The sequence below is a fragment of the Streptomyces djakartensis genome (assembly GCF_014651075.1).
In the GTDB taxonomy this organism is placed as follows: domain Bacteria; phylum Actinomycetota; class Actinomycetes; order Streptomycetales; family Streptomycetaceae; genus Streptomyces; species Streptomyces djakartensis.
In genome coordinates this window covers 625,337-651,783 of record NZ_BMWE01000001.1, presented here as the reverse complement: position 1 = coordinate 651,783, position 26,447 = coordinate 625,337, and the positions used below count along the sequence as shown (strand labels likewise).

Here is a 26,447-nt window from a genome sequence, read left to right as displayed (position 1 = left end):
ACAATCCATCCATGCCCCTTACCTTCACGCTCGATCCCGCCGTCACCCCCGAGCTTCGAGACGGCCTGCTCGACCTGTGGGCCGACGTCTCCAACGCCGGCGGAGCCGTCGGCTTCGTGCCGCCGGTGGCGCGGGAGGACATCCGGCCCTCGCTGCTGAAGCACTTCGCCGCGATGGCGGAGGGCGACGTCAGGCTGCTGGTCGGGCGCGACGAGGAGGGGCGGGTCGCGGCGACCGCGTTCCTGACCCGCAACACACATCGCCTGATGACGCACTGGGTCTGGCTGTACACGGTGATGGTGCACCCGCGTCACCAGGGGAAGGGCTACGGCCGTGATCTGCTGGCCGCGGCGGCGGACGCGGCCCGGGGGCTGGAGGGCATCGAGGCGATCCGGCTGACCTGCCGGGGCGGGCTCGGGCTGGAGCGGTTCTACGAGTCGTGCGGCTACAAGGAGGTCGGCCGGATCCCGGGCGCCATCCGGGTGGCGCCGGATGACGACCGGGACGACGTGATCATGCTGCTGCCGCTGCGCTGACCCCCGTGCAAGATCGGCCGCCCGGCGTGCTTCACTGAACGCTGGCCCCTTTTGGAATCGGAAGAGTGGATTGAGATGCTCCGCTACACGCTGATGCGCCTCGGGATCTTCGTGGGCTGCCTCGTGGTGGTCTGGGGCGCCGTCTACTCCGGCCTCGCCCCCCGGGGTCTGGGTGACAGCAACGGCCTGTGGATCGTGCTGCTCGCCCTGCTGCTCTCCGCGCCGATCAGCTTCGTCGTGCTGCGGGCGGAACGGGACCGGGCGTCCGAGCAGATCGTGCGCCGGGTCGACCGGTTCAAGGCCGGCATGGAGGTCAGTCGCAGCCAGGAGGACGTCGAGGACACGGCCGGCGACACGTCCCGGACGCAGGGTCAGACCTCGTAAGGCCCCTCACAGGCGTTCAGCGCCCCGTTTCCGTACATGTGCGGAAACGGGGCGCTTTGCCTTGCATGGGTGCTTGCGTGTTTCCGCCTGTCAAAGCCAGGCTTTGGGGTCCTCAAAGTTCAGGTGTTAAGGTTCTTGTCATGAAGTCGGCAGTCGCGTCCCCTCCGCCCCTGAGCGTTCTGCTCGTGGCGCGCCTGCACGTGGATCTCTGTCGGTGCGCGTCCGCTGCCTGTCGTCCCTGACGTATCGCACAACCCCGTCGTCACCCACGTCAGTCCCCCCTACGCGTCCCCCAACGGAGTCAGTCCGTGTCCTCACACACGAAGTCCTTCAAGGTGCCCTTCTGGGCCCAGATACTCGCCGGTCTCGTCCTGGGCGTGCTGCTCGGCTGGCTCGCCCGCAGCCAGGACCTGTCCTGGCTGGTCACGACCCTGGAGAAGGTCGGCGACACCTTCATCGGCCTGCTGAAGCTCGCCGTCGCCCCGCTCGTCTTCTTCGCGATCCTGGTCTCGATCACCAACCTGCGGAAGGTCAACAACGCGGCCCGGCTGGCCTCGCGCACCCTCCTCTGGTTCATGATCACGTCGCTGATAGCGGTGAGCATCGGTCTCGTCATCGGCCTGCTCACCAACCCGGGCGCCGGTACCGGCCTCACGCCCAAGGACGGCGCCAAGCCCGAGGACACCGGCTCCTGGATCGACTTCCTGACCGGCATCGTGCCGACCGACGTCATCACGCCGTTCACCCAGCTGAACGTCCTGCAGATCGTCTTCATGGCCGCCGTCGCCGGTATCGCCGCCCTCCAGCTGGGCGAGCGGGCCCAGCCGATCCTCAACCTGAGCGAGTCCGTCCTGGAGCTGCTCCAGAAGGCGCTGTGGTGGGTCATCCGGCTCGCCCCGCTCGGCACCGTCGGCCTCATCGGCAACGCCATCGCCACCTACGGCTGGGACCTCATCGGCAAGTACGCGACGTTCACCGTCGACATCTACGTCGGCTGCGCGATCGTCCTGTTCGTGGTCTACCCGGCCCTCCTCGCCACCGTCGCCAAGGCCAACCCGATCCAGTTCTTCAAGGGCGCCTGGCCCGCCATCCAGCTGGCCTTCGTCTCCCGCTCGTCCGTGGGCACCATGCCGCTGACGCAGAAGGTCACCGAGCGGCTCGGCGTGCCGAAGGAGTACGCGTCCTTCGCGGTGCCGTTCGGCGCCACGACCAAGATGGACGGCTGCGCCGCGATCTACCCCGCGATCGCCGCGATCTTCGTCGCCCAGATATTCGGCATCCAGCTGGGCGTCGGCGACTACCTGCTGATCGCGTTCGTCTCGGTGGTCGGTTCCGCCGCCACGGCCGGTCTGACCGGCGCGACGGTCATGCTGACCCTCACCCTCTCCACCCTCGGCCTGCCGATGGAGGGCGTCGGTCTGCTGCTCGCGATCGACCCGATCCTCGACATGATGCGCACCGCGACCAACGTGGCGGGCCAGGCGCTCGTCCCGGTCCTGGTCTCGGCCCGGGAGAACCTGCTCGACCGCGACGCCTACGCCACGGCCGACGGCTCCTCCCTGGAGGAGCCGCTCGACGAGCCGAGCGACAGGAACGAGCCGGTCACCGCGGCTGTCTGACGGAGCGCCGGGGGCACTGCCTGCTACTTCGGAACCTCACCGAAGAGCAAGCGGTGCCCCCGCCGTGTCCCCGTACACGACGCTGACGCTGTGCTGTGGCAAGGCCGCGGCCCCAGCCCGACCGCAGCGGGCCGGGCTGTCGGGATTCCGCCACATCCCCCGGTGTCCGGGAAAGGCCCCGCGGTGACGGCCCGCTCGGACCGTACGCTAAGCCGCATGGGTGCCGTGAAGACCAAGCGGATGCCGCGCGCGGTCCGTGAACAGCAGATGCTGGACGCCGCCGTGCGGATCTTCGGCCGGCGGGGGTACATGGCCGCGTCGATGGACGAGATCGCCGAACTCGCGGGCGTGTCCAAGCCGTTGGTCTACCTGTACCTGAACTCCAAGGAAGACCTCTTCACCGCCTGCATCCGCCGTGAGGCCAAGGCGCTCGTCGAGGCGGTACGGGCCGGTGTCCGGCCCGGTCTGCCCGCCGACCGGCAACTCTGGGAAGGGCTCGGGGCGTTCTTCGCGCACACCGGGCGCAACCCGGACGCCTGGGCGGTCCTGCACCTCCAGGCCCGAACGCACGGCGAGCCGTTCGCCGCCGAGGTCACCGCGATGCGCGAGGAGATCGTCGCGTTCGTGACGCAGCTGATCCTGGCCGGGGCCCGCGAGCAAGCTCTCGGCTGCGCTCGGGCAGGGAGGTACCCCCATGACCCCGACCTGCCGGAGCGGGAGGTCGCCGGGCTCGCCGAGGCCCTGGTCGGCGCCGCCGAGTCGCTCGCCGCGTGGGCCAACGCCGCTCCGGGCGTCACGGCCCGGCAGGCCGCGGCGACCCTGATGAACTTCGCGTGGGCGGGGTTGGGGGACCTGATCGCCGGGCGGCCGTGGTCGCCGCCGGAGGGGGAGCGAGTGGGGGCGTAGGGCGGGAGGGCCCCGGGGAGCGGGACCCTCCCGCCCTGCGGAGGCCGATGAGGCCCGTCGCCGGCGACCGGGGAACCGGTCGGCGCGTCATGGTGTCGGCTCCCGGCTCGTCGCCCCGCACGCGACATGTCGGCGGCACCCCGCCAGTCCGTCAGGCCGGGAACACACTCCCGGCCACATGCAGGCGGTTCCCCCGGCCCCGCAGCTCGAACCGGCCGTCGCCGGCCCCGTACGTCACCGACCCCGGCAACAGGACCGGCGCTCGGAACTCCGCCCGGACGCGGCAGGATTCCGGGGCGCCGTGTGCGGCGAGGCAGCGGGCCAGCGTCCACATGCCGTGGGCGATGGCCCGGGGAAAGCCGAACAGGCGGGCGGTGAGCGGGTGGAGGTGGATCGGGTTGCGGTCGCCCGACGCCGCCGCGTAGCGCCGTCCGGCGTCCTCGGCGAGCCGCCACTCGGCGACGGCGGGCAGTGGCTTCGCTGCGTCCTTCCCGTGGGCGCCGGCGGGTCGCCGCGTGCGGTGCCGGGCGAGGTACGTGCTGCTCGACTCCCATACGAGCTCGCCGCCTTCGCGCATCTCGGTGACGACCGTCGCCTCCGTGCCGCGCCGGTGCGGTGCCAACCCCTCGACATGAGTGGTGAGTTGATAGGAGCCGGTGGCCGGGATCCCCCGGTGCCGGACGACCGTGATCGACGTGTGGACCAGGCCCAGCAGCGGCAGCGGGAAGTCACGGCCGCTCATCAGCCGCATGGCCAGGGGGAATCCCAGCACGTGCGGGTAGGTCAGCGGCAGCGCGTCCTCCCCGGTCGGGAATCCGCAGACCCGCTCGTACGCCGACAGCCGTGCGAGGTCGACGCGCAGACCGGGCAGGACCAGCCGGGTGCGCGGGAACTCCGCGTCGGCGGAGGGCCGTTTGAAGGGGGACAGCAGGGCCCCGCGGGCGAGCAGCGGGAGCAGGGGAGGGCGCTGGGTGAGGACGAGAGGGGCGTCGGCCATGGGCAACTCCCAGCTTCGACGGCGGCCTGGTGAAGGGGCGCACTTCTTACCCCGAAGTCAGGTTACCGGGGGTAATGCCGCGTCGCGGCCCCTGTGGCCCCACCGAACCTGAAGGAACCTCACTTGATCCCCGAGAATGCACAGGCCCGGCTCCGGACCATCCCCGAACCCGCACATACTCCCCACGTGCGGGCCGTACGATCCGGTTCCTACCGCGAGTAACCCCTTTCTGCGGGTTCAGCCGGTTGAGCGCCTCGGCGTGCGAGGCACGTACGTCAGGCAGCAAGCAGTTCTCCACTGCACGCCCCAGGAGCAGCCCGTGTCCCCTGTCCCTTCCCCCTCCGCCTACGGCGACCCGTACGGCGGACCGGTCCTGGTCGAGCCCGAGACGCGGCGGCTGGACGGGGTCGTGCGGGAGGCGTCCGTACCGCCGCTGGCGGCGCCGTGGACCCACGGGTCGCTCGCCGACCTGCCCTTCGACAACGCGAGCGCGGACCCGGACGCCGTGGCGCTCAGCCGCAAGGACGCCGACGGCCACTGGAGCGACGTCACGGCGGCCGAGTTCGCGGGGCAGGTGCTGGCCGTGGCGAAGGGGCTGATCGCCGAGGGTCTGACACCGGGCGACCGGGTCGCCGTGATGGCCCGCACGATCTACGAGTGGACGGTCCTGGACTTCGCGGCCTGGTCGGCCGGGCTGGTCACCGTCCCGATCTACCCCACCTCCTCCGTCTTCCAGGCCCGCTGGATCCTCCAGGACTCCGGCGCGGTCGCGCTGATCACCGAGACCGCCGGGCAGGCCGCCGCGCTCGGCCCGGAACGCGAACGCCTGCCCGACCTCAAGCACCTGTGGATCGTGGAGAAGGGACACCTGGACCGGCTCGTCGAAGCCGGTGCGCACCTGCCCGACCAGGAGGTCGAGGTGCGGCGCGGCATGTCGGGCCCCGACACGCTCGCCACCCTCATCTACACCTCCGGCACCACGGGCCGCCCCAAGGGCTGCGTCCTCACCCACGGCAACTTCTTCGCCGAGGTGGACAACGCGATCGAGCTGCTCTACCCCGTCTTCCGGGCGAAGACCAGCGAAGAGGCCTCGGTCCTGCTGTTCCTGCCCATGTCCCACGTCTTCGGCCGCATGGTGGCCATCGCCTGCGTCCGCGCCCGCGTACGGCTGGGCCACGCCCCGAGCATCAAGGCGACCGACCTGCTGCCGGACCTGGCGAGCTTCCGGCCGACCTGTCTGCTGGCCATCCCGTACATGCTGGAGAAGGTGTTCAACGCGGCCCGCGCCAAGGCCGAAGCGGGCGGCCGCGTGGCGTCGTTCGACCGTGCCGTGTCGGTCGCGCAGCGCTACGCAGAGGCGGTGGAGGCCCAGCAGACCGGCACCGGATCCGGCCCCTCCCACGCCCTCAAGGCCGCCCGCCTCTTCTACGACCCGCTGGTCTACCGCCGTATCCGCACCGCCATGGGCGGCAGGGTCCGCTACGCGATCTGCGGCGGTTCACCGCTGGGCCGGCGCCTCGCCGCGTTCTACGCCGGCGCCGGCATCGAGATCTTCGAGGGCTACGGCCTGACGGAGACGACCGCCGCGGCGACCGTCACCCCACCCCTCAAGCCCCGCCTCGGCACGGTCGGCTGGCCACTGCCCGGCACCCGCGTCCGGATCGCCGCCGACGGCGAGATCCTCGTCGCCGGCGACCACGTGCTGCGCGGCTACTGGGACCCCCAGGCCGGCGGTGTCGTCCCCGCCGCCCCCGACGGCTGGCTCGCCACCGGAGACCTCGGCGAACTGGACGACGAGGGCTACCTCACGATCACCGGCCGCAAGAAGGAACTCCTCATCACCGCGGGCGGCAAGAGCGTCGCCCCGGCACCGCTGGAGAACTGGCTGCGCTCCCACCCCCTGATCTCCCAGTGCCTCGTCCTGGGCGACGGCCGCCCCTACGTCGCCGCCCTCATCACCCTCGACCCGGACGGCGTCACCCACTGGCGCCAGATGAACGGCAAACACCCCGTGCCGCCGAAGCTCCTCGTCGACGACGAGGAACTCCGCTCCGTCCTCCAGCGCGCCGTCGACGAGGCCAACAAGCTGGTCTCCCGCCCCGAGTCCATCCGCCGCTTCGCGATCCTCCCCGAGGACTTCACCGAGGAGGCAGGCCACCTGACCCCGTCGATGAAGCTCCGCCGCCAGGCCGTGATGCGCGCGTTCGCCGCGGAAGTGGAGGGGCTGTACACCCGATGAGTCACTTTTGCCATCTCTTCACACGTGCTGCTTGACGACACACGGTGTCTCCCCGTTGGCTTTCAGCCACCTCCTCGTCGCGATGCTCCCCCTCGGAAGGCACCACCAGTGATAGCGCGCACCACCCGCCGGACCGCTCCCCGTCCCCTCTGCATAGCTCTGGCGGTCTCGGTATCGGCCCTGTCCCTCGCCGCGTGCGGCGGCGGAAGTGACGACTCCGCGGTGAAGAAGGGCAACGACATCACGGTGGGTCTGCTGCTGCCCGACCGGGACACGGCACGCTTCGAGAAGTTCGACTACCCGCTGATCAAGCGTGAGGTCGCCTCCCTCACCGAGAACCAGGGCGAGGTCCGCTACGCCAACGCCGAGGCGAGCGTCACCAGACAGAGCGAGCAGTTCCAGAAGATGATCGACGACAAGGTCGACGTCATCCTGGTCGACGCGCTCAACTCCAAGACGATCGCGACGGACGTACGGAAGGCCAAGGACGCCGGCATCCCGGTCATCGCCTACGACCGGCTCGCCGAAGGCCCCATCGACGCGTACGTCTCGCACGACAACGAACTCGTCGGACAGGTGCAGGGCCGCGCCATCACGGGCGAACTCGGCGACAAGGCCAAGAACAGCAAGGTCGTCATGATGAACGGCGACCCCGGCGACCCCAACACGGCACGGTTCAAGGACGGCGCGCTGAGCGAACTCCAGGGCCAGGTGGACATCGTCGAGCAGTACGACACCACGGAGTGGAAGCCCTCCGTCGCCAAGGCGAACATGAAGAAGGCGATCAAGGCCGTCGGGCTGAACGACATCGCCGCCGTGTACTCCGCCAACGACGGCATGGCGGGCGCCGTCATCGAGGCGCTCGAGGAGGCCGGTGCCACGAGGATTCCGCCGGTGACCGGGCAGGACGCCAACCTGGACGCCGTGCAGCGGGTCGTGGCGGGGAAGCAGTACATGACGGTGTACAAGTCCTTCCTGCTGGAGGCCACGAACGCCGCGAAGATCGCGGTGGCCAAGGTGCAGGACCGCTCGATCGAGTTCGCCGCACTGACCCGGGACACCGTCGACAGCCCCACGAAGAAGAACATCCCGGCGATGCTGGTGCCGGTGGTCGCCCTCACCAAGGACAACATCAAGGAGACGGTGATCACGGACGGCGTCTACACCGTCAAGGACATCTGCACCCCGCAGTACAAGGCGGACTGCGCGGCGATCGGGCTCGAGTAGGCCGTCGTCGAGCCTCATCCTCATCGGGGGCGGGTGAGCCTGCGGACCACCACTGCCAGGATGTCGCCGCGTTGGACGAATCCGGTGTGGCGGGAGTCGTGGCTGTGAGCGGCGTTGTCGCCGAGGAGCACGAACCGGTCCTGCGGTACCGGCTTCCCGGCCCTGGCGGCAAGGGCGGGTCCCAGACCCGCGGGAACCGGGTCGCCGGGGCCTGCCACGACGCGCTTGATCATCCAGCCATGGGCACCGGGTGGCCTACTGGCCGGCCGGGTAGCCTCTCCGCGCGTCACCAGGGCTCCCGGCGGATCACCGGAGGGCGGTCGCCACGCTGCGACGACGACGCCGCCTCTGCCGATGTCAGGGACCCCGTTGCGGCTGAGCCGCCGAACCAGCACCCGGTCGCCGTTGCGATAGGCGCGTTCCATGCTGACACCGGCGACGGTGATCACTGCGAAGCGGCGCCGCGCCAGAAGTACGCCCCCCAGACAGCCGAATGCTGGCGGTGGCCGGCTCCCACGGCACCATCCAGATATGGGACATCACCTCACCACTGCCCCGCCGCTCCGCCGTATCCGGCACTGGTGACGCGGTCCTGGCTCTCGCGTTCAGCCGAGATGGCACCACCCTCAAAACCCTGGGCACACACACGCCGTTGCGAACACATACCGTCAGCCCCGGGCCTGGAGCCGCGCGGGTCTGCCAACGAGTCGGCCGGAGCCTCTCCCGAGAGGACTGGCAGGCTTATCTCCCCAAGCTGCCCTACCGGCGGATCTGCTGACCGATCTGCCGGACGCATGCCATGTCGAGAGGATGCCGGCCGACCGCCGAGACCCTGCCGGGCCGTGTCCGCCTCCCGTGACCGGATCCGAACTCGCCGCACCGGCACGGCTCTTGACTTCGCGAGGCCCGCGCGCGACATTCCCCACCCCTTCGCGTTCCTCTCGGGCTGGAGCGGCCATGACCACGAGCAGCAACTCAGCGGCGGCTTCCAAAGCCCCGTCCCGAAGACGAGTGCTGGCCGGTGCCGCGGGTGCCGGACTCGCGGTCGCCGCCGGGGTCCAGCAGGGTGCCCGCGCCGCCGACCTGCCCCCGCTCGGCACGTACGACGTCGTCGTCATCGGGTCCGGCGCGGCCGGGATGACGGCCGCGCTGACCGCCGCCGGGCAGGGGCTGAGCTGTGTGGTCGTGGAGAAGGCACCGACCTTTGGCGGCTCCACGGCCCGCTCCGGCGCCGGGATCTGGATCCCGAACAACCCGGTGGTCCTCGCGGCCGGCGTCCCGGACACCCCCGCGAAGGCCGCCGCGTACCTCGCCGCCGTCGTCGGCCCGGACGTCCCCGCGGACCGGCAGCGCGCCTTTCTCACCCACGGCCCGGCGGTGATCTCCTACGTCATGGCCCGCAGTCCCCTGCGCTTCCGCTGGATGGAGGGGTACAGCGACTACTACCCCGAGCTGCCGGGCGGCCTCCCGAACGGCCGCTCCATCGAGCCCGACCAGCTCGACGGCCACCTCCTGGGCCCCGAGCTGGCCCGTCTGAACCCGCCGTACATGGACGTGCCCGCCGGCATGGTCGTCTTCAGCGCCGACTACAAGTGGATCGCCCTGGCCGCGGTCAACGCCAAGGGGGCGGCCGTGGCCGCGCGGTGTCTGGCCCGGGGCACGGCCGCGGCGCTGCGCGGCGAGAAGCCGCTCACCATGGGCCAGGCGCTGGCCGCCGGCCTGCGTGCGGGGCTGCGGTCCGCGGGCGTGCCGGTGTGGCTGAACACGCCCCTGACCGACCTGCACGTCGAGAAGGGCACGGTCACCGGAGCCGTCGTCACCCGGGACGGCGTCCCGGGCCTGCTCCGGGCCCGCCGGGGCGTGATCGTCGGTTCCGGCGGCTTCGAGCACAACGCGGCGATGCGGGCCCGCTTTCAGCGGCAGCCGATCGGCACGGACTGGACGGTCGGCGCGAAGGAGAACACCGGCGACGGCATCCGGGCCGGTGAGCGGCTCGGCGCGGCCCTCGACCTGATGGACGACGCCTGGTGGGGGCCGGCGATCCCGCTCCCGGGCGACCCGTACTTCTGCCTCGCCGAGCGGACCCTCCCGGGCGGCCTGCTGGTGAACGGCTCGGGCAGACGCTTCGTCAACGAGGCGGCCCCCTACAGCGACGTCGTCCACACCATGTACGACGTCCACGGCACGGAACCGGCCATCCCGTCCTGGCTGATCACCGACCAGAACTACCGCAACCGGTACCTCTTCAAGGACGTCCTGCCGGTCCTTCCCCTCCCTGACGCCTGGTACGACTCGGGCGCCGCGCACAAGGCCTGGACCCTGGACGCGCTGGCCACGTCGATCGGCGTCCCTGCGGCGGCTCTGCGCACCACGGTCGAGCGCTTCAACGCCCAGGCGCGGCAGGGCGAGGACCCCGACTTCCACCGGGGCGACAGCGCCTACGACCACTACTACACGGACCCGTCCGTCCTCCCGAACTCCTGCCTCGCCCCTCTCCGGCTGCCCCCCTACCACGCCTTCCGCATCGTCCCCGGCGACCTCGGCACGAAGGGCGGCATGCGCACGGACGCCAGGGCCCGCGTGCTGCGGGACGACGGCTCGGTGATCCCGGGCCTGTACGCCGCCGGCAACGCGAGCGCCGCCGTCATGGGCCACAGCTACGCCGGCGCGGGTTCGACCATCGGCCCGGCGATGACGTTCGGGTACGTCGCGGCGAAGGACATCGCGGGGACGCTGTAGGAGGACGGCGAGGACGGCGAGGGCGGCAGGGGCCGGCCGGCGGCCTGCGGACCTGTCCGCGCCAGGCGCCCGCCACGACGGCTCTTGACCTGGAGCGCGCTCCAGATCCGACAATCGGCGGCATGAACCCGACTGATCGTCAAATCGTCCTGGGAACCATGGACTTCGGCACCCGCGTCGACTCCGACGGGGCCTTCGCGATCCTCGATTCGTTCGTCGCCGGCGGTGGTGTCTGGCTCGACACCGCGAACTGCTACTCCTTCTGGGCCGACCCCAGTGGCGTCGGCGGCGCCAGCGAGCGCCTCATCGGCGCGTGGCTCCGGGCCCGTCCCGGCATGCGCGACTCGGTGCGGATCGCGACGAAGGTCCGCCAGAACCCGCTCGTTCCGCATTCCTGGCCGGAAAGCGCCGAAGGACTCTCCGCCCGCGCCGTCCACACCGGCGTGGCGCAGAGCCTGGAACGCCTGGGCGTCGATCACATCGATCTGCTCTGGGCCCACGCCGAGGACCGCACTGTGCCGCTGGAGGAGACGGTCGGTGCCTTCGGTGAGCTGGTCTCGAAGGGAGTGGCCCGGCGGATCGGGGCGGCGAACCATGCCGCCTGGCGCGTCGAGCGCGCCCGGTCACTCGCGCGGGAGCAGCGCGTGGAACCGTGGACGGCCCTGCAACTGCGCCACTCACTCGTCCAGCCCCGCCCGCTCACCCCCCTCGCGGAGGCCGGCCACCGCATGCTCGCCGCCGAGGACCTGGACCTCGCGCGCGCGGAGGGGCTTGCCGTCTGGTCGTACAGCTCCCTGATCTGGGGTTCCTACGAGCGCGTGGACAAGCCGCTGCCGCCCACCTACGAGCACCCCGGGACCGCCCGGGTGCTCGCGGTCCTGGACGATGTCGCCGGCGAGCTCTCGGCCACGAGGAACCAGGTCGTCCTGGCCTGGCTGATGCGGCAGGGGATCGATCCCATCGTCGGCGCGAGCCGGGTGGAGCAGATCGAGCAGGCACTCGCCGCACGCCGGGTGCGGCTCAGCGACGAGCACCTGGCGCGCTTCGCCGAAGCGCGGTAGCGCCATGAACCGAGGGGGCTCCATGATCACCCTGACCCCGGCGGCGGCCGCCGACCGCGCCGGTGTGTCCATCGACACGCTGCGCTACTACGAGCGCGAGGGCCTCATCGGCCCGATCCGGCGCTCCGCCGGCGGGCGCAGGGAGTACACCGAGGACGACCTCTTCTGGATCGGCATGGTCACGTGCTTCCGCGACGCCGGCCTCGGCATCGCGGACCTGCGGGGGTTCGTCGCCATCCTGCGTGCCGAGCACTCCCCGCAGGAGCGGGTCGTCTTCCTCCGCGAGCGCCGTGCCGCCCTGGAGCAGCGAGTGGCGGCACTGTGCCGGGCCATGGAGGTTCTCGACGAGAAGATCGCTTACTACAGCTGAGCGTGGGGAGCCCCGAGTGTGAAACGCGCCAGCGGTACAAAAACGGCTAGGAGGCTGCCTCGGGCCGCTTGCGGGCCACCAGGAACGCCTGGGCGGTCGGCTCGCCGAGTGCCTCGTCCGGCTCGCGGACGCATCGCGCGCGCAGGGCGAGACCGGTGGCTTCCAGCAGGGGGATGATCCGCTCCGGCCGGCGGCGCCGGAAGTCGAGTGCGACCTGGTGGCCGAAGGCCTCCTCGTAGCGGCGGCTGGGCTCGTCACCGGCCTGGAAGGCGACGAGCAGGTGGCCCCCGGTGCGCAGGACGCGGGCGAACTCGGCGAAGACCCCGGGCAGCCGGTCGTCCGGGGTGTGGATGGTCGAGTACCAGGACACGACCCCGTCGAGCGAGCTGTCGGGCAGGTCCAGGTCCAGCATCGAGCCCTGCTCGAACCGCAGGCCGGGGTTCTGGCGCCGGGCGACGGTGAGCATGGATTCCGACAGATCGAGGCCGAACACCGACAGCCCCCGGGACGCCAGGTACGCCGTCAGCCTCCCGGGCCCGCACCCCAGGTCGGCGACCTCGCCCCCCTCGCCCACCAGCGCGGCGAAACCGTCCACCAGACCCCGGTCCAGCGGCCTGGCCGCGAGGTGGTCGCCGAAGTGGGCGTCGTAGTCCTCGGCCACGGTGTCGTAGAAGGTGCGGGTCTCGGTCAGGAAGTCGGCGCCGGTCATGGCACGGGACCCTACTGCGGGGACTCGTCTCCCCGGCTGTTTCCGCACTGCCCCTCGCTCCGGCCCTGTCCGGCCCCCATTCCGGCCCCGAGCCCGGCCCCGATCGCCGTCCCGAATCCGAGACCCAGAGCCAGACCCAAACCGAGGTTGTCGAAGACGGTCATACCGAGCACGAGCCCTACGGCCGTGCCGAGCGACAGCCCGACGGACAGGCCGGCCGCCAGGCGTCTGTCGGCGGGCGCCCCGCCGCCGTCCTCACTGTTCTCCAGGTCTTTCCGCATCCGCCCATCGTCGCACGGGCGGAATTCGGCGAGAATTCACTGGACGACATGGCCGGGAAAAGGCAGGAGCCCCGCCGCCTGACGGCGGGGGGCTCCTTGGGTACTACTGATCAGACCGGCGTGACGTTCTCAGCCTGCGGACCCTTCGGGCCCTGCGTGACGTCGAAAGACACCTGCTGGTTCTCCTCGAGCGAACGGAAGCCGCTCGCGTTGATCGCGGAGTAGTGGACGAAGACGTCGGGACCGCCGCCCTCCTGGGCGATGAAACCAAAGCCCTTTTCGGCGTTGAACCACTTCACGGTTCCGGTAGCCATAAGCCCTCCTTGGGCTCAAAAAGGGTTGCCCTGCTCCAGAACCAGCAAGTGTGAAGATTTGAATTCTGCACAACTGCATACGTCTGAGAATGACGAGAGCCCGCGGTCACATGCTCCGCAGGCTCTGTACTGCAAGGGAAACCAAACTGCAACTTGCGATGAGCCTAGCACGCGGGCACCGGAAAGCAATAGGGGTCAAGATCACGTCACCCGAATGTTTGAACATCCTCCGCCGACTGGCCGTGAAGGCGCCCGCCGCGCCTCACGGGCCGACCGCGGGGCCGGGCGAGGGTCGGTAGGCCATGAGGGCTAGCCTCACGATGTGGACAATCCTCGCACCCGGCCGCGCGTCGGCCACATCCAGTTCCTGAACTGCCTGCCCCTCTACTGGGGGCTCGCCAGAACGGGCACGCTCCTCGACTTCGAGCTGACGAAGGACACCCCCGAGAAGCTCAGCGAGAAGCTGGTGCAGGGCGAACTCGACATCGCGCCGATCACCCTGGTCGAGTTCCTCAAGCACGCCGACCGGCTGGTCGCCTTTCCCGACATCGCCGTCGGCTGTGACGGCCCGGTGATGTCCTGCGTGATCGTCTCGCAGGTCCCGCTGGACCGGCTGGACGGCGCCCGGGTCGCCCTCGGGTCGACCTCCCGCACCTCCGTCCGCCTCGCCCAGCTGCTCCTCGCCGAGCGCTACGGCGTACGGCCCGACTACTACACGTGCCCGCCGGACCTCAGCCTGATGATGCGGGAGGCCGAGGCGGCCGTCCTCATCGGGGACGCGGCGCTGCGCGCGAACATGCTCGACGGGCCCCGCTTCGGCCTGGCCGTGCACGACCTGGGCCGGCTGTGGAAGGAGTGGACCGGGCTGCCGTTCGTCTTCGCGGTCTGGGCGGCGCGCCGCGACTACCTGGAGCGTGAGCCGGTCCTCACACGCAAGGTGCACGAGGCCTTCCTCGCCTCCCGCAACCTCTCCCTCGAAGAGGTCGGCAAGGTCGCCGAGCAGGCCGCCCGCTGGGAGGACTTCGACGAGGAGACCCTCGCCCAGTACTTCACGACGCTCGACTTCCGTTTCGGCGGACCGCAGCTGGAGGCGGTCGCCGAGTTCGCGCGGCGGGTCGGCCCGACGACCGGCTTCCCCGCGGACGTGAAGGTGGAGCTGCTGCAGCCGTAACCACCCTGCCCTGTGAAGCTCGCCGTTCCGCCCGTACGGCCGAGACTTCGAAACTACACTCGCGCCCCATGCGCAACTCCCGCAGCATGTGCACCACGGTGGCGCCCCGTTCGCACGGACGGGCCGGCGAAGGTCTCCGCAGAAGACGGCCCGCGCCGGTCGCGGGAGCCGGTACCCGGCCGGAGCCAGGGGGCGGTGACGTCCCCTGACCTCCCCCACATCCCCCCACACCCGGCCCCGCCGCAGCAAAGGGCGCCACAAACAGTCCCGGGACCCCCGCGCCCACTGGCTGCTGCTCGCCCTCACCCTTCCCCTCGTCTTCGCCTTCCTGATCTTCGAGGGCTGGACCCAGCACGAGGTCGACGCCGCGAAGACGCGGACGCCCTGCGTCTCGCCCGTGCCGGAGGCCGTCGCCGAGGGCGGGCCCGTGATCGGGATCAACCGGGGCGGGATCAGCACCGGTTCGATGCCCGCCCGGACCGTCGCGCTCACCTTCGACGGCGGGCCCGATCCCGTGTGGACCCCGCGGCTGCTGGACCTGCTGAAGGCCAACCGGGCGCGTGCCACGTTCTTCGTGCACGGGGCCCAGGCCGCCCGCCACCCGGAGCTGATGCGGCGTATTCGTGCCGAGGGGCATGAGATCGGTTCCAACACGTACACCGGGGCCGTGCTGGGGGAGTCGTCCGCGCCCCGCTTCCAGGCCGAGCTCGAGCTGACCCAGAGCGCCCTCGCCGGGACCACCGGGCAGCGTACGAACCTGCTGCGGATGCCGCGCACCACCACCCCCGACACCCTGTGCGGCCGCGAGTGGCGGGCGGCGCGGCGGGCCACCGGGTACGGGTACGTGCTCGTCGCCGCCGACAAGGGGACGCGGAAGCCGGCGCAGGGGCTCGTGCGGCAGCTGAGCCAGACGGAGAGCGCGTATCTCGAGGCGCGCAGGCTGCTGAAGAACCGGAGCGTCGAGCGGTTCACCACCGTCTCCGAAGGGCTCGGGCTCATCCCGAACGCGCCGCCGTCGCTCGTGGAGCGGTGGCTGGGGCGGGGGCTGATCTGGGTCACCGGCGCAGGGCAGGTCTTCTCCACCGCCATGATCTGGATTCTGGGCGTGGCGGGAGGGCTGGGCGTGCTGCGGCTGCTGCTGCTCGCCATGTTCGCCCGGGCCCACGTGCGCCGGCTGGAGCGGTTCCGGACCGGGGCGCCCTGGATGCGGGACACGTCCGGACCCGTGACCGTGCTGGTCCCCGCGTACAACGAGGAGGCCGGGATCGGGTCCACCCTGCGGTCGCTGCTCGATTCCGGCCATCGCGAGCTGCAGATCGTCGTCATCGACGACGGATCGACCGACCGGACCGCCGACATCGCCCGGAACACGGGTGATCCCCGGGTCGAGGTCGTACGGCAGCCCAACTCGGGCAAGGCCGCCGCCCTCAACCGGGGTCTCGCCCACGCCCGCCATGACATCGTCGTGATGGTCGACGCCGACACCGTGTTCGAGCCGGACGCCGTCGAGCGGATCGTCGAGCCGCTCGCGCATCCGGCCGTCGGAGCGGTCAGCGGAAACACCAAGGTCGGCAACCGGCGCACTCTGCTGGGCCGTTGGCAGCACCTCGAGTACGTCTTCGGCTTCAACCTCGACCGGCGCATGTTCGAGGTGCTGGAGTGCATGCCCACCGTGCCGGGGGCGATCGGGGCCTTCCGCCGGGACGCGGTGATCGGGGTCGGCGGGGTCAGCGAGGACACCCTCGCCGAGGACACCGACCTGACGATGGCGCTGTGGCGGGCCGGCTGGCGGGTGCTGTACGAGGAGTCCGCCGTCGCCTGGACCGAAGTGCCCAGCAGCGTCAGGCAGTTGTGGCGGCAGCGGTACCGGTGGTGCTACGGCACGCTCCAGGCGATGTGGAAGCACCGCGGGGCCCTCCTCAGCACCGGGCCCGCCGGGCGGTTCGGGCGGCGCGGTCTGACGTACCTCGCGCTCTTCCAGGTCGCCCTGCCGCTGCTCGCGCCCGTCATCGACGTCTACGCCCTGTACGGGGTGCTGTTCCGGGACCCGTGGGAGTCGGCCGCGGTGTGGTTCGCGTTCCTCGGTGTGCAGATCGTCTGCTCCGGCTACGCGCTCAGACTCGACGGGGAGCCGGTGCGGGCCCTGTGGTCGATGCCGTTCCAGATCGTCGTCTACCGGCAGTTGATGTATCTCGTCGTGATCCAGTCGCTGGTCGCGCTGCTGCTGGGGAGCCGGCTCAGGTGGCAGCGGATGAAGCGGTCGGGGACGGCCGCTGAACAGATCGGCGGGCCCGTCCCGTATAGGAGTGTGCCGATGCGCTGACCCGAGAGCCCCCCACAGCACCTTCGAGGCGCCGATGAGCGACTGGACCGACCGTCCGCCCCGTACCGCACCCCCGCCTTCTATCCGCACCGCCCCCCTGCCCGGCATGTCCTCGCCCGCCGCGCCCGGCCGTTACGACAGCGGCGGCCACGAGCGCGGCCGGCGGGGCGGCGGGCCGGGCGGCAGCAGGAGTCCGCGGCGTCGAGCCGGCAAGGGCCGCCGGCTGGTGCGGACGGGGGCCGTGCTGACGACCGCCCTGCTGCTCGCCGGCGCCGGTACGTACGTGTGGGCCGGCACCCGGCTGAACCAGGAGGTCGACCTCGGCGCGCTCGGCGGCCGGGCGCGGGCGGGGGAAGGCACCACCTACCTGGTCGTCGGTTCCGACAGCCGTGAGGGGCTGTCGGAGCAGGATCGGAAGGACCTGAACACCGGATCCACCGACGGCCGCCGTACCGACTCGGTGATCCTGCTGCACACCGGGGCGAACGGCACCACCATGCTCAGCCTGCCGCGCGACTCCTGGGTGACCCTCCCGCCCTACGTCGACCCCGGCACCGGCCGCAGCTACCGGGCCGCGCCGGACAAACTGAACGCGGCGTACTCGCTGGGCGGCCCCGACCTGCTCGTGCGGACCGTCGAGCGCAACACCGGTGTGCGCGTCGACCACTACGCGGAGATCGGGTTCGCCGGGTTCGTGGGAGTCGTGGACGCCGTCGGCGGCGTCGACATGTGCCTGGACAGGCCCGTACGGGACAAGGACTCCGGCGCGAACCTGCCCGCAGGCTGCCAGAACCTGGACGGCGCCGAGGCCCTGGCCTTCGTGCGGCAGCGCAAGCAGGAAGCCGAGGGCGACCTGGCGCGCACCCGCAACCAGCAGAGATTCCTCGCCGCCCTCGCCCGCAAGGCGGCCACCCCGTCCACCCTCGCGGACCCGTCCAAGTCCTTCCCGACCGCGAGCGCCGGACTCGACACGCTGATCGTGGACGAGGACACGGAGCTGCCCGACCTCATGTCGCTGTTCGAGGCGTTGCGGAAGGCCGCGTCGGGCCGGGGCCGGCGGTTGAACGTGCCCGTCGCCGACCCGGATCTGCGCACCTCCAAGGGCAGCGCGGTGAAGTGGGACGACCGGCGGGCCCGTGCGCTGTTCACGGCCTTGCGGGAAGACCGGCCGATCGGCTGACGGCGAATCCGGCGGGATATCGGACGGGCACCTGGAGGAATTACCAGCGGATCTGCACACCGTTCACCGTGCGGCCGTGAGAAACCGGGGAAGGGGCGGGGCGACGGACGCAGGCCGCGTCGCACATTGCACTCATGTACCGTGCAACGGCGGAACTTGTGAAGGTGGCGCGTGCTTCGGTGACCGAATGTTCACGCATGTGAATTTGGTCGCCTGAATTCAGGGCGCGGCAATGCCGGTGACTGGCCGTCCGTTCTCCTGGCGTGCTTTGATCGGTCGCGCTTGAGCACTTTCGAATTTTGATACGAAGGGAACCGCCCTCCATGGCCTTCACCCCGCAGATCCAGACCGCCCAGATGTCCGACGCCGAGCTGGACACCGTCGCCGGCGGCCAGGCGGGCGGCGCAGCGGGTGCCGGTGCCGCAGCCGGCCTCTACGTCGAGACGACGGCCGCGGGCGTCACCGCCGGCCTGGGCGGTGGCGCGGGCCTCGCCGTGTCGCCGCAGGGTGTCGCGGCGGACCTGCACCTCAACGCCGCTGTCGCGCACTGACGAACGCGAACCGAGGGCCCCGGATCCGCTGGATCCGGGGCCTTTCGCGTCGGCCGGACGTGGACCGTTCACAAATCTCGTAGGCTCGGCGGCACGCCTCTTCTCCACAACCCGCCCCACTCCGCACCGGATACGACCCCAGGACACCCGCCATGCCACGACGCCGCGCATCGAGCTCGTCGACGATGGCCCAAGTGGGATGAGCACCTCGTCACTGGCCGTCGCCGCCGCGCTGTGGGGCGCGGCGGCGGGCGCGTTCCTGCCGCGCGCGGCCTACCGGTTCTCGGCCCCCTCGGGGGAGCCGTGGCACCAGCGGTGCCCCGGCGGCCATGCCATCGAGGGCTGGCTGGGACGGGCCTCCTGCCCGGAGTGCGAGAAGGCCGGGTACGGGCCGCGAACGACACCACTGGTGATCGCCACCGCCCTGGTCTGCGCCGCCCTCGCCGCCGCCACCGGTACCCGGCCCGAGCTGGGCGTGTGGCTGCTGCTCGCACCCGTCGGGGTGCTGCTGACGGTCGTCGACTTCCGGGTGCGGCGGCTGCCCGACCCGCTCACCCTCCCGTTCGCCGGAGCCGCACTCGCCCTGCTCGGCCTCACCGCGCTCGTGCCGGAGCACGCGGGGCAGTGGACGACCGCCCTGCTCGGCTCGCTCGCGCTGGGCGGCGGCTACTTCGCGCTGTTCCTCATCAACCCCGCGGGAATGGGCTTCGGCGACGTCAAGCTCGCCCTGGGCACGGGAGCGGTACTCGGCTGGTACGGCTGGCCGACCGTGATGCTCGGCACGTTCGCCGGGTTCCTGCTGGGCGCGCTGTACGGCGGCGCCCTCGTCGTCGCCCGGCGGGCCGACCGCAAGACGGCGATCGCCTTCGGGCCGTTCCTGATCACGGGCGCCTTCCTGGGACTGCTGGCCGGGGCCCTGACGGCCTGACGTCCAGCGGTCCGTAGGGCTGGCGTACGCTGGCCTGGTCCGTCCACAACCCTTACGAAAGGGACGCCCGGTGACCGAGAAGGCCGACCTTCAGCCCATCCTCGACCGTGCAGCCGCCGGTGGGCGGATCACCCCCGAAGAGGCGCTCGCGCTGTACCGGGACGCCCCGCTGCACGCGCTGGGCGCGGCCGCCGACGCCGTACGCCGCCGTCGCTACGCGGGCACCGAGCACATCGCGACGTACATCATCGAACGGAACATCAACTACACGAACGTCTGCGTCACGGCCTGCCGTTTCTGCGCCTTCTACGCCGCCCCCAAGGACACCGCCAAGGGCTGGACGCGCGACCTGGACGACATCCTGCGCCGGTGCGCCGAGACGGTCGAGCTGGGCGGCACCCAGATCATGTTCCAGGGCGGGCACCACCCGGACTACGGCGTCGAGTACTACGAGAAGCACTTCTCCGCCATCAAGAAGGCCTTCCCGGAGCTGGTCATCCACAGCCTGGGGGCGTCCGAGGTCGAGCACATGGCCCGGATCTCCAAGGTGAGCGTGGAGGAGGCCATCCAGCGCATCCACGCCGCCGGGCTCGACTCCTTCGCCGGCGCCGGTGCCGAACTGCTCCCCGAGCGGCCCCGCAAGGCCATCGCCCCGCTGAAGGAGTCCGGCGAGCGCTGGCTGGAGATCATGGAGATCGCGCACAACCTGGGCGTGGAGTCGACGTCCACCATGCTCATGGGCACCGGCGAGACCAACGCCGAGCGCATCGAGCACCTGCGGATGATCCGGGACGTGCAGGACCGCACGGGCGGCTTCCGCGCCTTCATCCCGTACACCTACCAGCCCGAGAACAACCACCTGAAGGGCCGGACGCAGGCGACGATCTTCGAGTACCTGCGGATGATCGCCATCGCGCGGCTGTTCATGGACAACATCGCCCACATCCAGGGCTCGTGGCTGACCACGGGCAAGGAGATCGGGCAGCTCTCCCTGCACTACGGCGCCGACGACCTCGGCTCGATCATGCTGGAGGAGAACGTCGTCTCCTCCGCCGGAGCCAAGCACCGGTCCAACCGGCTGGAGATCATCGACCTGATCCGGAAGGCCGGCCGGGTGCCCGCGCAGCGGTCGACCACGTACGAGCACCTCGTCGTCCACGACGACCCGGCGATGGACCCCGCCGACGACCGCGTGGTCTCGCACCTCTCGTCCACGGCCATCGAGGGCGGCACGGCTCACCCCGAGCTGAAGCTGCTCGCCCCCAACTGAGCCCCGAGCCGATTCCCCTACTGATCAGCCCTCAACCGATCGGCGGCGCAGAAGAGTTGGAGACCATTCACACGGCCGACGCGGTCCGCGTCACCTGGGACTCCGAGCCCGTCAAGGGTGGCGCGGTGGTCGTCGGACGGGACCGGATCGGCGCCGTCGGGAAACTCGCCGACGTGCGCGAGGCGTTCCCGAAGGCACGGGTGCGTCGCTGGCCCGGCACGCTCGGCCCCGCCCGCGTCCACGAAGGCCCGCTCCCGGACGCCCCGAGCCCCCGCGAACGCGTCCACGCGGTGCTGAAACTCGGCGCGGTGGCGGTCCTGGAGGAGTACGTCGACTCGGCGGAACTCCGGTCCGCCGCCGACCGCAACGACGTCGTCGTCCTGCCGCGTGCGCGGCACACCGCGATCGTCCCGACCGGCCGCGCCGACCTCGCCGTCTACGACGCGGCGGGGGAGTGCGTCGCGACGGTGTGCGCGGGGCGGCTCGTGCACCGGCGGCGCTGAAGCCGGCCTCCCCCGGCACCGGGTCAGCCCGCGAACTCCCGCGCGAACGCCCCGGAACTCTGCCTCACCCCGCTGCAGTCGGTAGCCGCCCGGTCGGTGGCCGTGCCGTCCGGGCACTGCCGGTCCCGCGCCGCCGACCACATCGACACCCACCCGATGCCCTTCTCCTCGGCGAACGCACGGACCTCGGCCGCGTCGGCGAGCGTGAAGGTCTCGCCGTCGACGTCGTTGACGCCGATCATCGAGGTGAGCGCCATGCCCCGCCAGGCCTCCGCGTCCGACGTGCCGAAGACCTTCCGCAGCTGCTTGTGCGCGGCCTTCGCTGCCGCGAGGGCGTAGCCGCCCATGTCGCCGTCGTAGGACTTGCCGTAGTTCATCGTCATCAGGTTGACCGTGGCGACCCGTACGGCGTTGTCGTTGGCGGAGTGCAGCAGCGCCAGGCTGTCCTTGCCCATGCCGTGGGGCATCACCGGGAGGGTGAACGAGACCTCCAGACCGGTGCGTTCCTTCTGGAGCAGGGCGATCGCCTTCGAACGCACGCCGACGGAGGCGGAGTCGGCGAGTTCGTCACCCTCGACGTCGAAGTCGGCCCGGGTGGCACCGGCCGCGTCGAGGGCCTCGCCGTAGGCCGCCGCCAGTTCCGGCGCGCTGTCGCAGGCCGCCGCGAGCTCCTTGCCGGAGGCACCGCCGAAGGAGACCCGGACCTGGCCGCCGTCCGCCTTGAGCTTCGCGATACGGGACTTCACCGCCGGATCACCGATGTCACGGGTGCCGTCCCAGCGCGGGGTGCACCCGTCACCGCCGGCCAGCACGAAGGCCAGGTTGTACGTCGTGGGGGAGCCGGCGGTGTCGGTGCCGGCGGCATCCGTGGCGCTGACGTACGGGGCGTACGAGGTGCCGGGCCCGTCGGGGCGCGAGGTGCTCGGCGGGGCCGGCGCCGAGGGCGCCGGGCGGGCCGCCTCGCCCTGTCCGGAGCACGCCGTGGTGGCGAGGGCGATCAGACAGCCCAGCCCGGCCGCCGCCGGCTTCCGGTGACTGCGCATCGCGCACGCTCCCGTTCTCGTGAGGTCAGGCCATGGGCCCCTAGTACGCGCCCCGGCGGCGAACGTTTCACGATGGGTTTCTCGCAGGAGTACCGATTTCAGGGCATAGAGGAAATTCTAGTGTCCGGGCCGATCGTTCCGGCCGGGCCCTCCGCGCGGCGGCCGTACTGCAACAATGGCCCCGTGACCCGCGCATCCCTGGACAAGCAGCCGCACGAAGTCGCCTCGATGTTCGACGACGTGGCGGAACGGTACGACCTGACCAACGACGTGCTGTCCCTCGGCCAGGACCGGCGATGGCGCAAGGAGGTCGCCAAGGCGGTCGACGCGCGCCCCGCGCAGAAGGTGCTCGACCTGGCGGCGGGCACCGGCACCTCCTCACTGCCCTTCGCCCGGACCGGCGCCTACGTCGTCCCCTGCGACTTCTCCCAGGGGATGCTCCAGGTCGGCAAGGAGCGGCAGCCCTGGCTCCCCTACACCGCCGGGGACGCTACACGGCTCCCCTTCAGGGACGACACCTTCGACGCCGTCACCATCTCCTTCGGGCTGCGCAACGTGCAGGACACGGACGCCGCCCTGCGCGAGATGCACCGGGTGACCCGGCCCGGCGGGCGGATCGTGATCTGCGAGTTCTCGCACCCGACGTGGGCGCCCTTCCGCACCGTGTACACCGAGTACCTGATGCGCGCCCTGCCGCCGGTCGCCCGGGCCGTGTCCTCCAACCCCGACGCCTACGTCTACCTCGCCGAGTCCATCCGCGCCTGGCCCGACCAGCCCGCGCTCGCCCAGCGGCTGGGCAAGGCCGGCTGGTCGCGGGTGGCCTGGCGCAACCTGAGCGGCGGGATCGTCGCCCTGCACCGGGGCTTCAAGAACTGACCCTCACGGGGAACCGGTGACCATGTACGGGTCGCCCGGCTCGTCCAGCTCCCGCCGGAGTCCGCCCCGGGGCGGGCGCGGGATCCGCGGCTCGTGCACGCCTCCGCCGCCCTCGCCGGGGCCGAAGTCGAACCACACGTACACCATCGAGTCGCGCGGCACCTCGGCTCCGGGGCGCGGGTACTGGCGTACGACGTAGTCGACGACGGCGAGATGGAAGTCGGGCCGGTCCGGTGCGCTGAGCGACAGGCCCCGCGTCCGGGCCGCCTCACGCGCGTCCACGGCCATCAGGCCGACCAGATGCGGCACTCGCACTTCGGGTGTTTTGCGGGACATGTGCACAGATGTCACCCCCAGCGGTACGGGAAGGGTAACTCCCGTTACGCGCCACCCGGAAGCGACGGGCGTCCTTCTGTGACACTCGGCCACGCGATGTGAAGGGACGGTCGCGCTCCCGGGGGCGGCCCTTCAGCCGGGCGGCGGATGCGGCTGAATAGACTGCGCATGACCAGTGCCGGCCGGCACCAGATTCCGAACCTTGGGGAGATCCCGCCGTGACCGACGTGACCGAGCCCCTCTCCGAGAACACCGCCGATGTGATCGTCGTGGGCGCGGGGCCGGCCGGCTCCACGACCGCCTACCACCTCGCCAAGGCGGGACTCGACGTCCTCCTCCTGGAGAAGACCGCGTTCCCGCGCGAGAAGGTCTGCGGCGACGGCCTCACCCCGCGTGCCGTCAAGCAGCTGGTGGCGATGGGCATCGACATCTCGGAAGAGGCCGGCTGGCTGCGCAACAAAGGCCTCAGGATCATCGGCGGAGGGGTGCGGCTCCAGCTCGACTGGCCGGATCTCGCCTCCTTCCCCGACTACGGCCTCGTCCGCAAGCGCGACGACTTCGACGAGCAGCTCGCCCGGCAGGCCCAGAAGGCGGGCGCCCGGCTGCACGAGCGCTGCAACGTGGGCGCGCCCATCGTCGACGACCGCACGGGCCGCATCACCGGCGTGCGCGCCAAGCTCGGCGAGGACAAGCGCGAGGTCACCTTCCACGCGCCGCTCGTGGTGGCCGCCGACGGCAACTCCACCCGCCTGTCCCTCGCCATGGGCCTGCACCGCCGTGAGGACCGCCCGATGGGCGTCGCGGTGCGGACGTACTTCACCAGCCCGCGCCACGACGACGACTACCTGGAGTCCTGGCTGGAACTGTGGGACCGCCGCGGCGCCGAGGACCGTCTGCTGCCCGGCTACGGCTGGATCTTCGGCATGGGCGACGGCACCTCGAACGTCGGCCTCGGCGTGCTCAACACCTCCGACTCCTTCAAGGAACTGGACTGGCGCGAGGTCCTGAAGGCCTGGTGCGCCTCCATGCCGGAGGACTGGGGCTACACCCCGGACAACATGACCGGCCCCATCCGCGGCGCCGCCCTGCCCATGGCCTTCAACCGCCAGCCGCACTACACCAAGGGGCTGTTGCTGGTGGGCGACGCCGGCGGACTGGTGAACCCCTTCAACGGCGAGGGCATCGCCTACGCCATGGAGTCCGGCCAGATCGCCGCCGACGTCATCGTCCAGGCGCACGCGCGGTCGACGCCGGCCGGCCGCGAGCTGGCCCTGCAGCGCTACCCGCGCGTCCTCAAGGACACCTACGGCGGCTACTACACGCTCGGCCGGGCCTTCGTGAAGCTCATCGGCAACCCGAAGGTCATGCAGATCGCCACCCAGCGCGGACTCACGCACCCGCTGCTGATGAAGTTCACGCTGAAGCTCCTCGCGAACCTCACGGACCCGACCGGCGGCGACGCGATGGACCGGATCATCAACGGCCTGAGCAAGGTGGCGCCGAAGGCCTGATCAGGCGGCGCCGGGCACCCTCGACGCCGGCCCGCCGGCCACTTCGACGCCGGCGGGCCGGCCACAGAAAAGCCCCAGAAGCCACTGAGGGCACCTGCGGCCGGCTCGGGCGTCCCAGGGGGCCTGCCGCGCCCGGCCGGGCCTGGAGAAGCGCCGCCAGGGCGTCGGGAGAGGCACGCGGAAGACGGGAGGGCCGCTGCCCCGGGAGAGGCAGCGGCCCTCAAGACCGGTCCCGTGAGATCAGAGGACGCGCACCGCGCCGTCCGCCGGGTAGCCCGACAGGTCCTGGATGACGACGCCCTTGGACGGGTTGGCCGCGTCCAGGTACTGGCCGTCGCCGATGTAGACACCCACGTGGTAGGCGGAGCCCTTGCCACCCCAGTAGAGGATGTCGCCGACCTGGAGGTTGGAGAGCGAGACGTCCGTGCCGGCCATCGACTGGTCCTGGGAGACACGCGGCAGGTCCACACCAACCTGCTTGTACGCGGCCTGCACCAGCGAGGAGCAGTCCCAGGCGTTGGGACCGGTGGCGCCCATGACGTACGCGTCGCCCACCTGAGCCTTGAGGAAGGCGATGACGGTCGCGACGCTGCCGCTGGAAGGCGCCGACACCGACGTGGAGGCGGAAGCGGAGGTGGAGGCGGACAGCGTGGCGCGCTCGGCGCTGCGGGCGGCGCGCTCGGCGGCGGCCTTGCGGGCGGCCTCGGCGGCCTTCTTCTTGGCCTCCGCCTTCTTCTTCGCCTCGGCGAGGTCCTTCTTGGCCTCCGCGGCCGCCTTGGCGGCGGCGGCGTCACGCTCGGCGCGCAGTTCGTAGTTCGCTGCCGCCTGCTGCGTGGCGGCCGCGGACTGGGCGACCTGAGCGGACAGGTCGGCCGTCAGGGTGGGCAGTTCGATGGTCTGCGTCACCGGCTCGGCGGCGCTCGCCGAAGCCGACGCGCCCGCCGCTGCCATGCTGAGAACGCCACCGGCGACTCCGGCGCGCAGGGCGATCGTGGAGGTCGCGCTGCGGCGGGGTTTCCGGTGGCTGCGTATGTGAGCGGTGTGGGACATGGGAACAACCGGTACCAGGGGCTCCTTCATATCTTCAAGAAACGTGTGCTGCGCCACAGTTGTTCAAACGGGACCCCAAAACCCCCGCTCGAGGCTCTTCATTGACGCCGTAACGGACATTGCGGGCGCGCTGTGACCGGCCTGTGATCACGGCCTTTGATCAATACGCCCGAATTGCCCCGCACCTACCATCGGTTGGCTTGATTGGCCAAGCCCCGTTCTCATGGATCTTTCACGGGTGTGGCGGAGGTCACGGAACGGCGGCCCCGCCGACCACCTCGGGCGGCGTGGATCACGACCGGATCACGACCTCGCGAAGATCG

Annotated in this window: 26 protein-coding genes; 18 read left to right on the top strand and 8 right to left on the bottom strand. The window is 71.1% G+C overall.

All coding sequences use genetic code 11. The features are described 5' to 3' along the window. The first annotated feature begins 11 nt into the window (after positions 1-11). The 4 genes from IE212_RS03030 (at position 12) to IE212_RS03015 (ending at position 3,445) form a co-directional block, all read left to right on the top strand. A complete protein-coding gene (locus IE212_RS03030) occupies positions 12-536 on the top strand; it encodes a GNAT family N-acetyltransferase (RefSeq protein WP_190196052.1) in 525 nt (174 codons plus the stop codon). 75 nt (positions 537-611) lie between these two features. Then, positions 612-920, top strand: coding sequence for a DUF4229 domain-containing protein (locus IE212_RS03025; RefSeq protein ID WP_190196051.1), 309 nt, complete (start codon positions 612-614; stop codon positions 918-920). Between the two features lie 308 nt (positions 921-1,228). Next, the gene (locus IE212_RS03020) at positions 1,229-2,539 is read left to right on the top strand and encodes a dicarboxylate/amino acid:cation symporter (protein ID WP_190196050.1); all 1,311 of its coding nucleotides are present in this window, start codon (positions 1,229-1,231) and stop codon (positions 2,537-2,539) included. A gap of 216 nt (positions 2,540-2,755) precedes the next feature. Further along, positions 2,756-3,445, top strand: a complete 690-nt coding sequence (locus IE212_RS03015) for a TetR/AcrR family transcriptional regulator (RefSeq protein ID WP_190196049.1) — start codon at positions 2,756-2,758, stop codon at positions 3,443-3,445. Between the two features lie 151 nt (positions 3,446-3,596). Here the strand turns inward: IE212_RS03015 and IE212_RS03010 are convergent, their stop codons facing one another. Then, positions 3,597-4,442 (bottom strand): MaoC/PaaZ C-terminal domain-containing protein, encoded by an 846-nt coding sequence (locus IE212_RS03010; RefSeq protein ID WP_190196048.1) that lies wholly within the window; start codon positions 4,440-4,442, stop codon positions 3,597-3,599. Positions 4,443-4,761: 319 nt separating this feature from the next. Between IE212_RS03010 and IE212_RS03005 the strand changes: the two genes are divergently transcribed. Then, on the top strand, positions 4,762-6,681 hold the full coding sequence (locus tag IE212_RS03005) for an AMP-dependent synthetase/ligase (RefSeq protein ID WP_190196047.1): 1,920 nt from the start codon (positions 4,762-4,764) through the stop codon (positions 6,679-6,681). A 108-nt stretch (positions 6,682-6,789) separates the two neighbouring features. Beyond that, positions 6,790-7,908, top strand: a complete 1,119-nt coding sequence (locus IE212_RS03000) for a sugar ABC transporter substrate-binding protein (protein ID WP_190196046.1) — start codon at positions 6,790-6,792, stop codon at positions 7,906-7,908. Positions 7,909-7,928: 20 nt separating this feature from the next. Here IE212_RS03000 and IE212_RS02995 read toward each other — a convergent pair whose 3' ends face one another. Next, positions 7,929-8,357, bottom strand: coding sequence for a S26 family signal peptidase (locus IE212_RS02995; protein WP_268250553.1), 429 nt, complete (start codon positions 8,355-8,357; stop codon positions 7,929-7,931). Between the two features lie 508 nt (positions 8,358-8,865). Between IE212_RS02995 and kstD the strand changes: the two genes are divergently transcribed. The 3 genes from kstD (at position 8,866) to IE212_RS02980 (ending at position 12,078) form a co-directional block, all read left to right on the top strand. Further along, positions 8,866-10,647 carry a 3-oxosteroid 1-dehydrogenase gene (gene kstD, locus IE212_RS02990; protein ID WP_190196044.1) on the top strand — a complete coding sequence of 594 codons (1,782 nt, stop codon included), beginning with the start codon at positions 8,866-8,868 and terminating at the stop codon, positions 10,645-10,647. Between the two features lie 122 nt (positions 10,648-10,769). After that, entirely contained in the window at positions 10,770-11,708 is a 939-nt protein-coding gene (locus tag IE212_RS02985; protein WP_190196043.1) for an aldo/keto reductase, read from the top strand. Positions 11,709-11,730: 22 nt separating this feature from the next. Next, a complete protein-coding gene (locus tag IE212_RS02980; RefSeq protein ID WP_190196042.1) occupies positions 11,731-12,078 on the top strand; it encodes a MerR family transcriptional regulator in 348 nt (115 codons plus the stop codon). Between the two features lie 46 nt (positions 12,079-12,124). Here IE212_RS02980 and IE212_RS02975 read toward each other — a convergent pair whose 3' ends face one another. From IE212_RS02975 to IE212_RS02965, 3 genes are all read right to left on the bottom strand, one after another. Next, positions 12,125-12,787: a class I SAM-dependent methyltransferase gene (locus IE212_RS02975; protein ID WP_190196041.1), complete on the bottom strand. Its 663-nt coding sequence runs from the start codon at positions 12,785-12,787 to the stop codon at positions 12,125-12,127. A gap of 11 nt (positions 12,788-12,798) precedes the next feature. Then, a complete protein-coding gene (locus tag IE212_RS02970; RefSeq protein ID WP_190196040.1) occupies positions 12,799-13,068 on the bottom strand; it encodes a glycine zipper domain-containing protein in 270 nt (89 codons plus the stop codon). Between the two features lie 110 nt (positions 13,069-13,178). Then, positions 13,179-13,382 carry a cold-shock protein gene (locus IE212_RS02965; protein ID WP_003992177.1) on the bottom strand — a complete coding sequence of 68 codons (204 nt, stop codon included), beginning with the start codon at positions 13,380-13,382 and terminating at the stop codon, positions 13,179-13,181. A 322-nt stretch (positions 13,383-13,704) separates the two neighbouring features. Between IE212_RS02965 and IE212_RS02960 the strand changes: the two genes are divergently transcribed. From IE212_RS02960 to IE212_RS02930, 7 genes are all read left to right on the top strand, one after another. After that, positions 13,705-14,553 (top strand): menaquinone biosynthetic enzyme MqnA/MqnD family protein, encoded by an 849-nt coding sequence (locus IE212_RS02960; RefSeq protein ID WP_190196039.1) that lies wholly within the window; start codon positions 13,705-13,707, stop codon positions 14,551-14,553. A gap of 289 nt (positions 14,554-14,842) precedes the next feature. Beyond that, a complete protein-coding gene (locus IE212_RS02955) occupies positions 14,843-16,876 on the top strand; it encodes a bifunctional polysaccharide deacetylase/glycosyltransferase family 2 protein (protein ID WP_506005128.1) in 2,034 nt (677 codons plus the stop codon). Positions 16,877-16,910: 34 nt separating this feature from the next. After that, complete coding sequence (locus IE212_RS02950) at positions 16,911-18,056, top strand: LCP family protein (protein WP_190196037.1); 1,146 nt, start codon at positions 16,911-16,913, stop codon at positions 18,054-18,056. A gap of 323 nt (positions 18,057-18,379) precedes the next feature. Then, positions 18,380-18,607, top strand: coding sequence for a hypothetical protein (locus IE212_RS02945; RefSeq protein WP_190196036.1), 228 nt, complete (start codon positions 18,380-18,382; stop codon positions 18,605-18,607). A 199-nt stretch (positions 18,608-18,806) separates the two neighbouring features. Further along, positions 18,807-19,535 (top strand): prepilin peptidase, encoded by a 729-nt coding sequence (locus IE212_RS02940; protein ID WP_190196035.1) that lies wholly within the window; start codon positions 18,807-18,809, stop codon positions 19,533-19,535. 70 nt (positions 19,536-19,605) lie between these two features. Continuing rightward, on the top strand, positions 19,606-20,805 hold the full coding sequence (gene mqnC / locus IE212_RS02935; RefSeq protein WP_190196034.1) for a cyclic dehypoxanthinyl futalosine synthase: 1,200 nt from the start codon (positions 19,606-19,608) through the stop codon (positions 20,803-20,805). Between the two features lie 56 nt (positions 20,806-20,861). Further along, a complete protein-coding gene (locus IE212_RS02930; RefSeq protein ID WP_190196033.1) occupies positions 20,862-21,308 on the top strand; it encodes a hypothetical protein in 447 nt (148 codons plus the stop codon). Between the two features lie 23 nt (positions 21,309-21,331). Here IE212_RS02930 and IE212_RS02925 read toward each other — a convergent pair whose 3' ends face one another. After that, positions 21,332-22,351, bottom strand: coding sequence for a chitinase (locus tag IE212_RS02925; RefSeq protein ID WP_190196032.1), 1,020 nt, complete (start codon positions 22,349-22,351; stop codon positions 21,332-21,334). Between the two features lie 183 nt (positions 22,352-22,534). On the opposite strand from IE212_RS02925, the gene IE212_RS02920 reads away from it, so the two are divergent. Beyond that, entirely contained in the window at positions 22,535-23,227 is a 693-nt protein-coding gene (locus IE212_RS02920) for a demethylmenaquinone methyltransferase (RefSeq protein ID WP_190196031.1), read from the top strand. 3 nt (positions 23,228-23,230) lie between these two features. Here the strand turns inward: IE212_RS02920 and IE212_RS02915 are convergent, their stop codons facing one another. After that, positions 23,231-23,563 carry a PASTA domain-containing protein gene (locus IE212_RS02915; protein WP_190196030.1) on the bottom strand — a complete coding sequence of 111 codons (333 nt, stop codon included), beginning with the start codon at positions 23,561-23,563 and terminating at the stop codon, positions 23,231-23,233. 227 nt (positions 23,564-23,790) lie between these two features. Here IE212_RS02915 and IE212_RS02910 point away from each other — a divergent pair, with 227 nt between their 5' ends. Next, positions 23,791-25,074 carry a geranylgeranyl reductase family protein gene (locus IE212_RS02910; RefSeq protein WP_506005127.1) on the top strand — a complete coding sequence of 428 codons (1,284 nt, stop codon included), beginning with the start codon at positions 23,791-23,793 and terminating at the stop codon, positions 25,072-25,074. Between the two features lie 240 nt (positions 25,075-25,314). On the opposite strand, the gene IE212_RS02905 is transcribed toward IE212_RS02910, so the two are convergent. Continuing rightward, complete coding sequence (locus tag IE212_RS02905) at positions 25,315-26,154, bottom strand: C40 family peptidase (protein WP_190196028.1); 840 nt, start codon at positions 26,152-26,154, stop codon at positions 25,315-25,317. Between the last annotated feature and the right edge of the window lie 293 nt (positions 26,155-26,447).

Coding starts and splice junctions, on each gene's coding strand:
- IE212_RS03030 (WP_190196052.1), top strand. CDS start 12: ATGCCCCTTACCTTCACGCTCGATCCCGCCGTCACCCCCGAGCTTCGA.
- IE212_RS03025 (WP_190196051.1), top strand. CDS start 612: ATGCTCCGCTACACGCTGATGCGCCTCGGGATCTTCGTGGGCTGCCTC.
- IE212_RS03015 (WP_190196049.1), top strand. CDS start 2,756: ATGGGTGCCGTGAAGACCAAGCGGATGCCGCGCGCGGTCCGTGAACAG.
- IE212_RS03010 (WP_190196048.1), bottom strand. CDS start 4,442: ATGGCCGACGCCCCTCTCGTCCTCACCCAGCGCCCTCCCCTGCTCCCG.
- kstD (WP_190196044.1), top strand. CDS start 8,866: ATGACCACGAGCAGCAACTCAGCGGCGGCTTCCAAAGCCCCGTCCCGA.
- IE212_RS02985 (WP_190196043.1), top strand. CDS start 10,770: ATGAACCCGACTGATCGTCAAATCGTCCTGGGAACCATGGACTTCGGC.
- IE212_RS02980 (WP_190196042.1), top strand. CDS start 11,731: ATGATCACCCTGACCCCGGCGGCGGCCGCCGACCGCGCCGGTGTGTCC.
- IE212_RS02975 (WP_190196041.1), bottom strand. CDS start 12,787: ATGACCGGCGCCGACTTCCTGACCGAGACCCGCACCTTCTACGACACC.
- IE212_RS02970 (WP_190196040.1), bottom strand. CDS start 13,068: ATGCGGAAAGACCTGGAGAACAGTGAGGACGGCGGCGGGGCGCCCGCC.
- IE212_RS02965 (WP_003992177.1), bottom strand. CDS start 13,382: ATGGCTACCGGAACCGTGAAGTGGTTCAACGCCGAAAAGGGCTTTGGT.
- IE212_RS02950 (WP_190196037.1), top strand. CDS start 16,911: ATGAGCGACTGGACCGACCGTCCGCCCCGTACCGCACCCCCGCCTTCT.
- IE212_RS02945 (WP_190196036.1), top strand. CDS start 18,380: ATGGCCTTCACCCCGCAGATCCAGACCGCCCAGATGTCCGACGCCGAG.
- IE212_RS02940 (WP_190196035.1), top strand. CDS start 18,807: ATGAGCACCTCGTCACTGGCCGTCGCCGCCGCGCTGTGGGGCGCGGCG.
- IE212_RS02925 (WP_190196032.1), bottom strand. CDS start 22,351: ATGCGCAGTCACCGGAAGCCGGCGGCGGCCGGGCTGGGCTGTCTGATC.
- IE212_RS02915 (WP_190196030.1), bottom strand. CDS start 23,563: ATGTCCCGCAAAACACCCGAAGTGCGAGTGCCGCATCTGGTCGGCCTG.
- IE212_RS02905 (WP_190196028.1), bottom strand. CDS start 26,154: ATGAAGGAGCCCCTGGTACCGGTTGTTCCCATGTCCCACACCGCTCAC.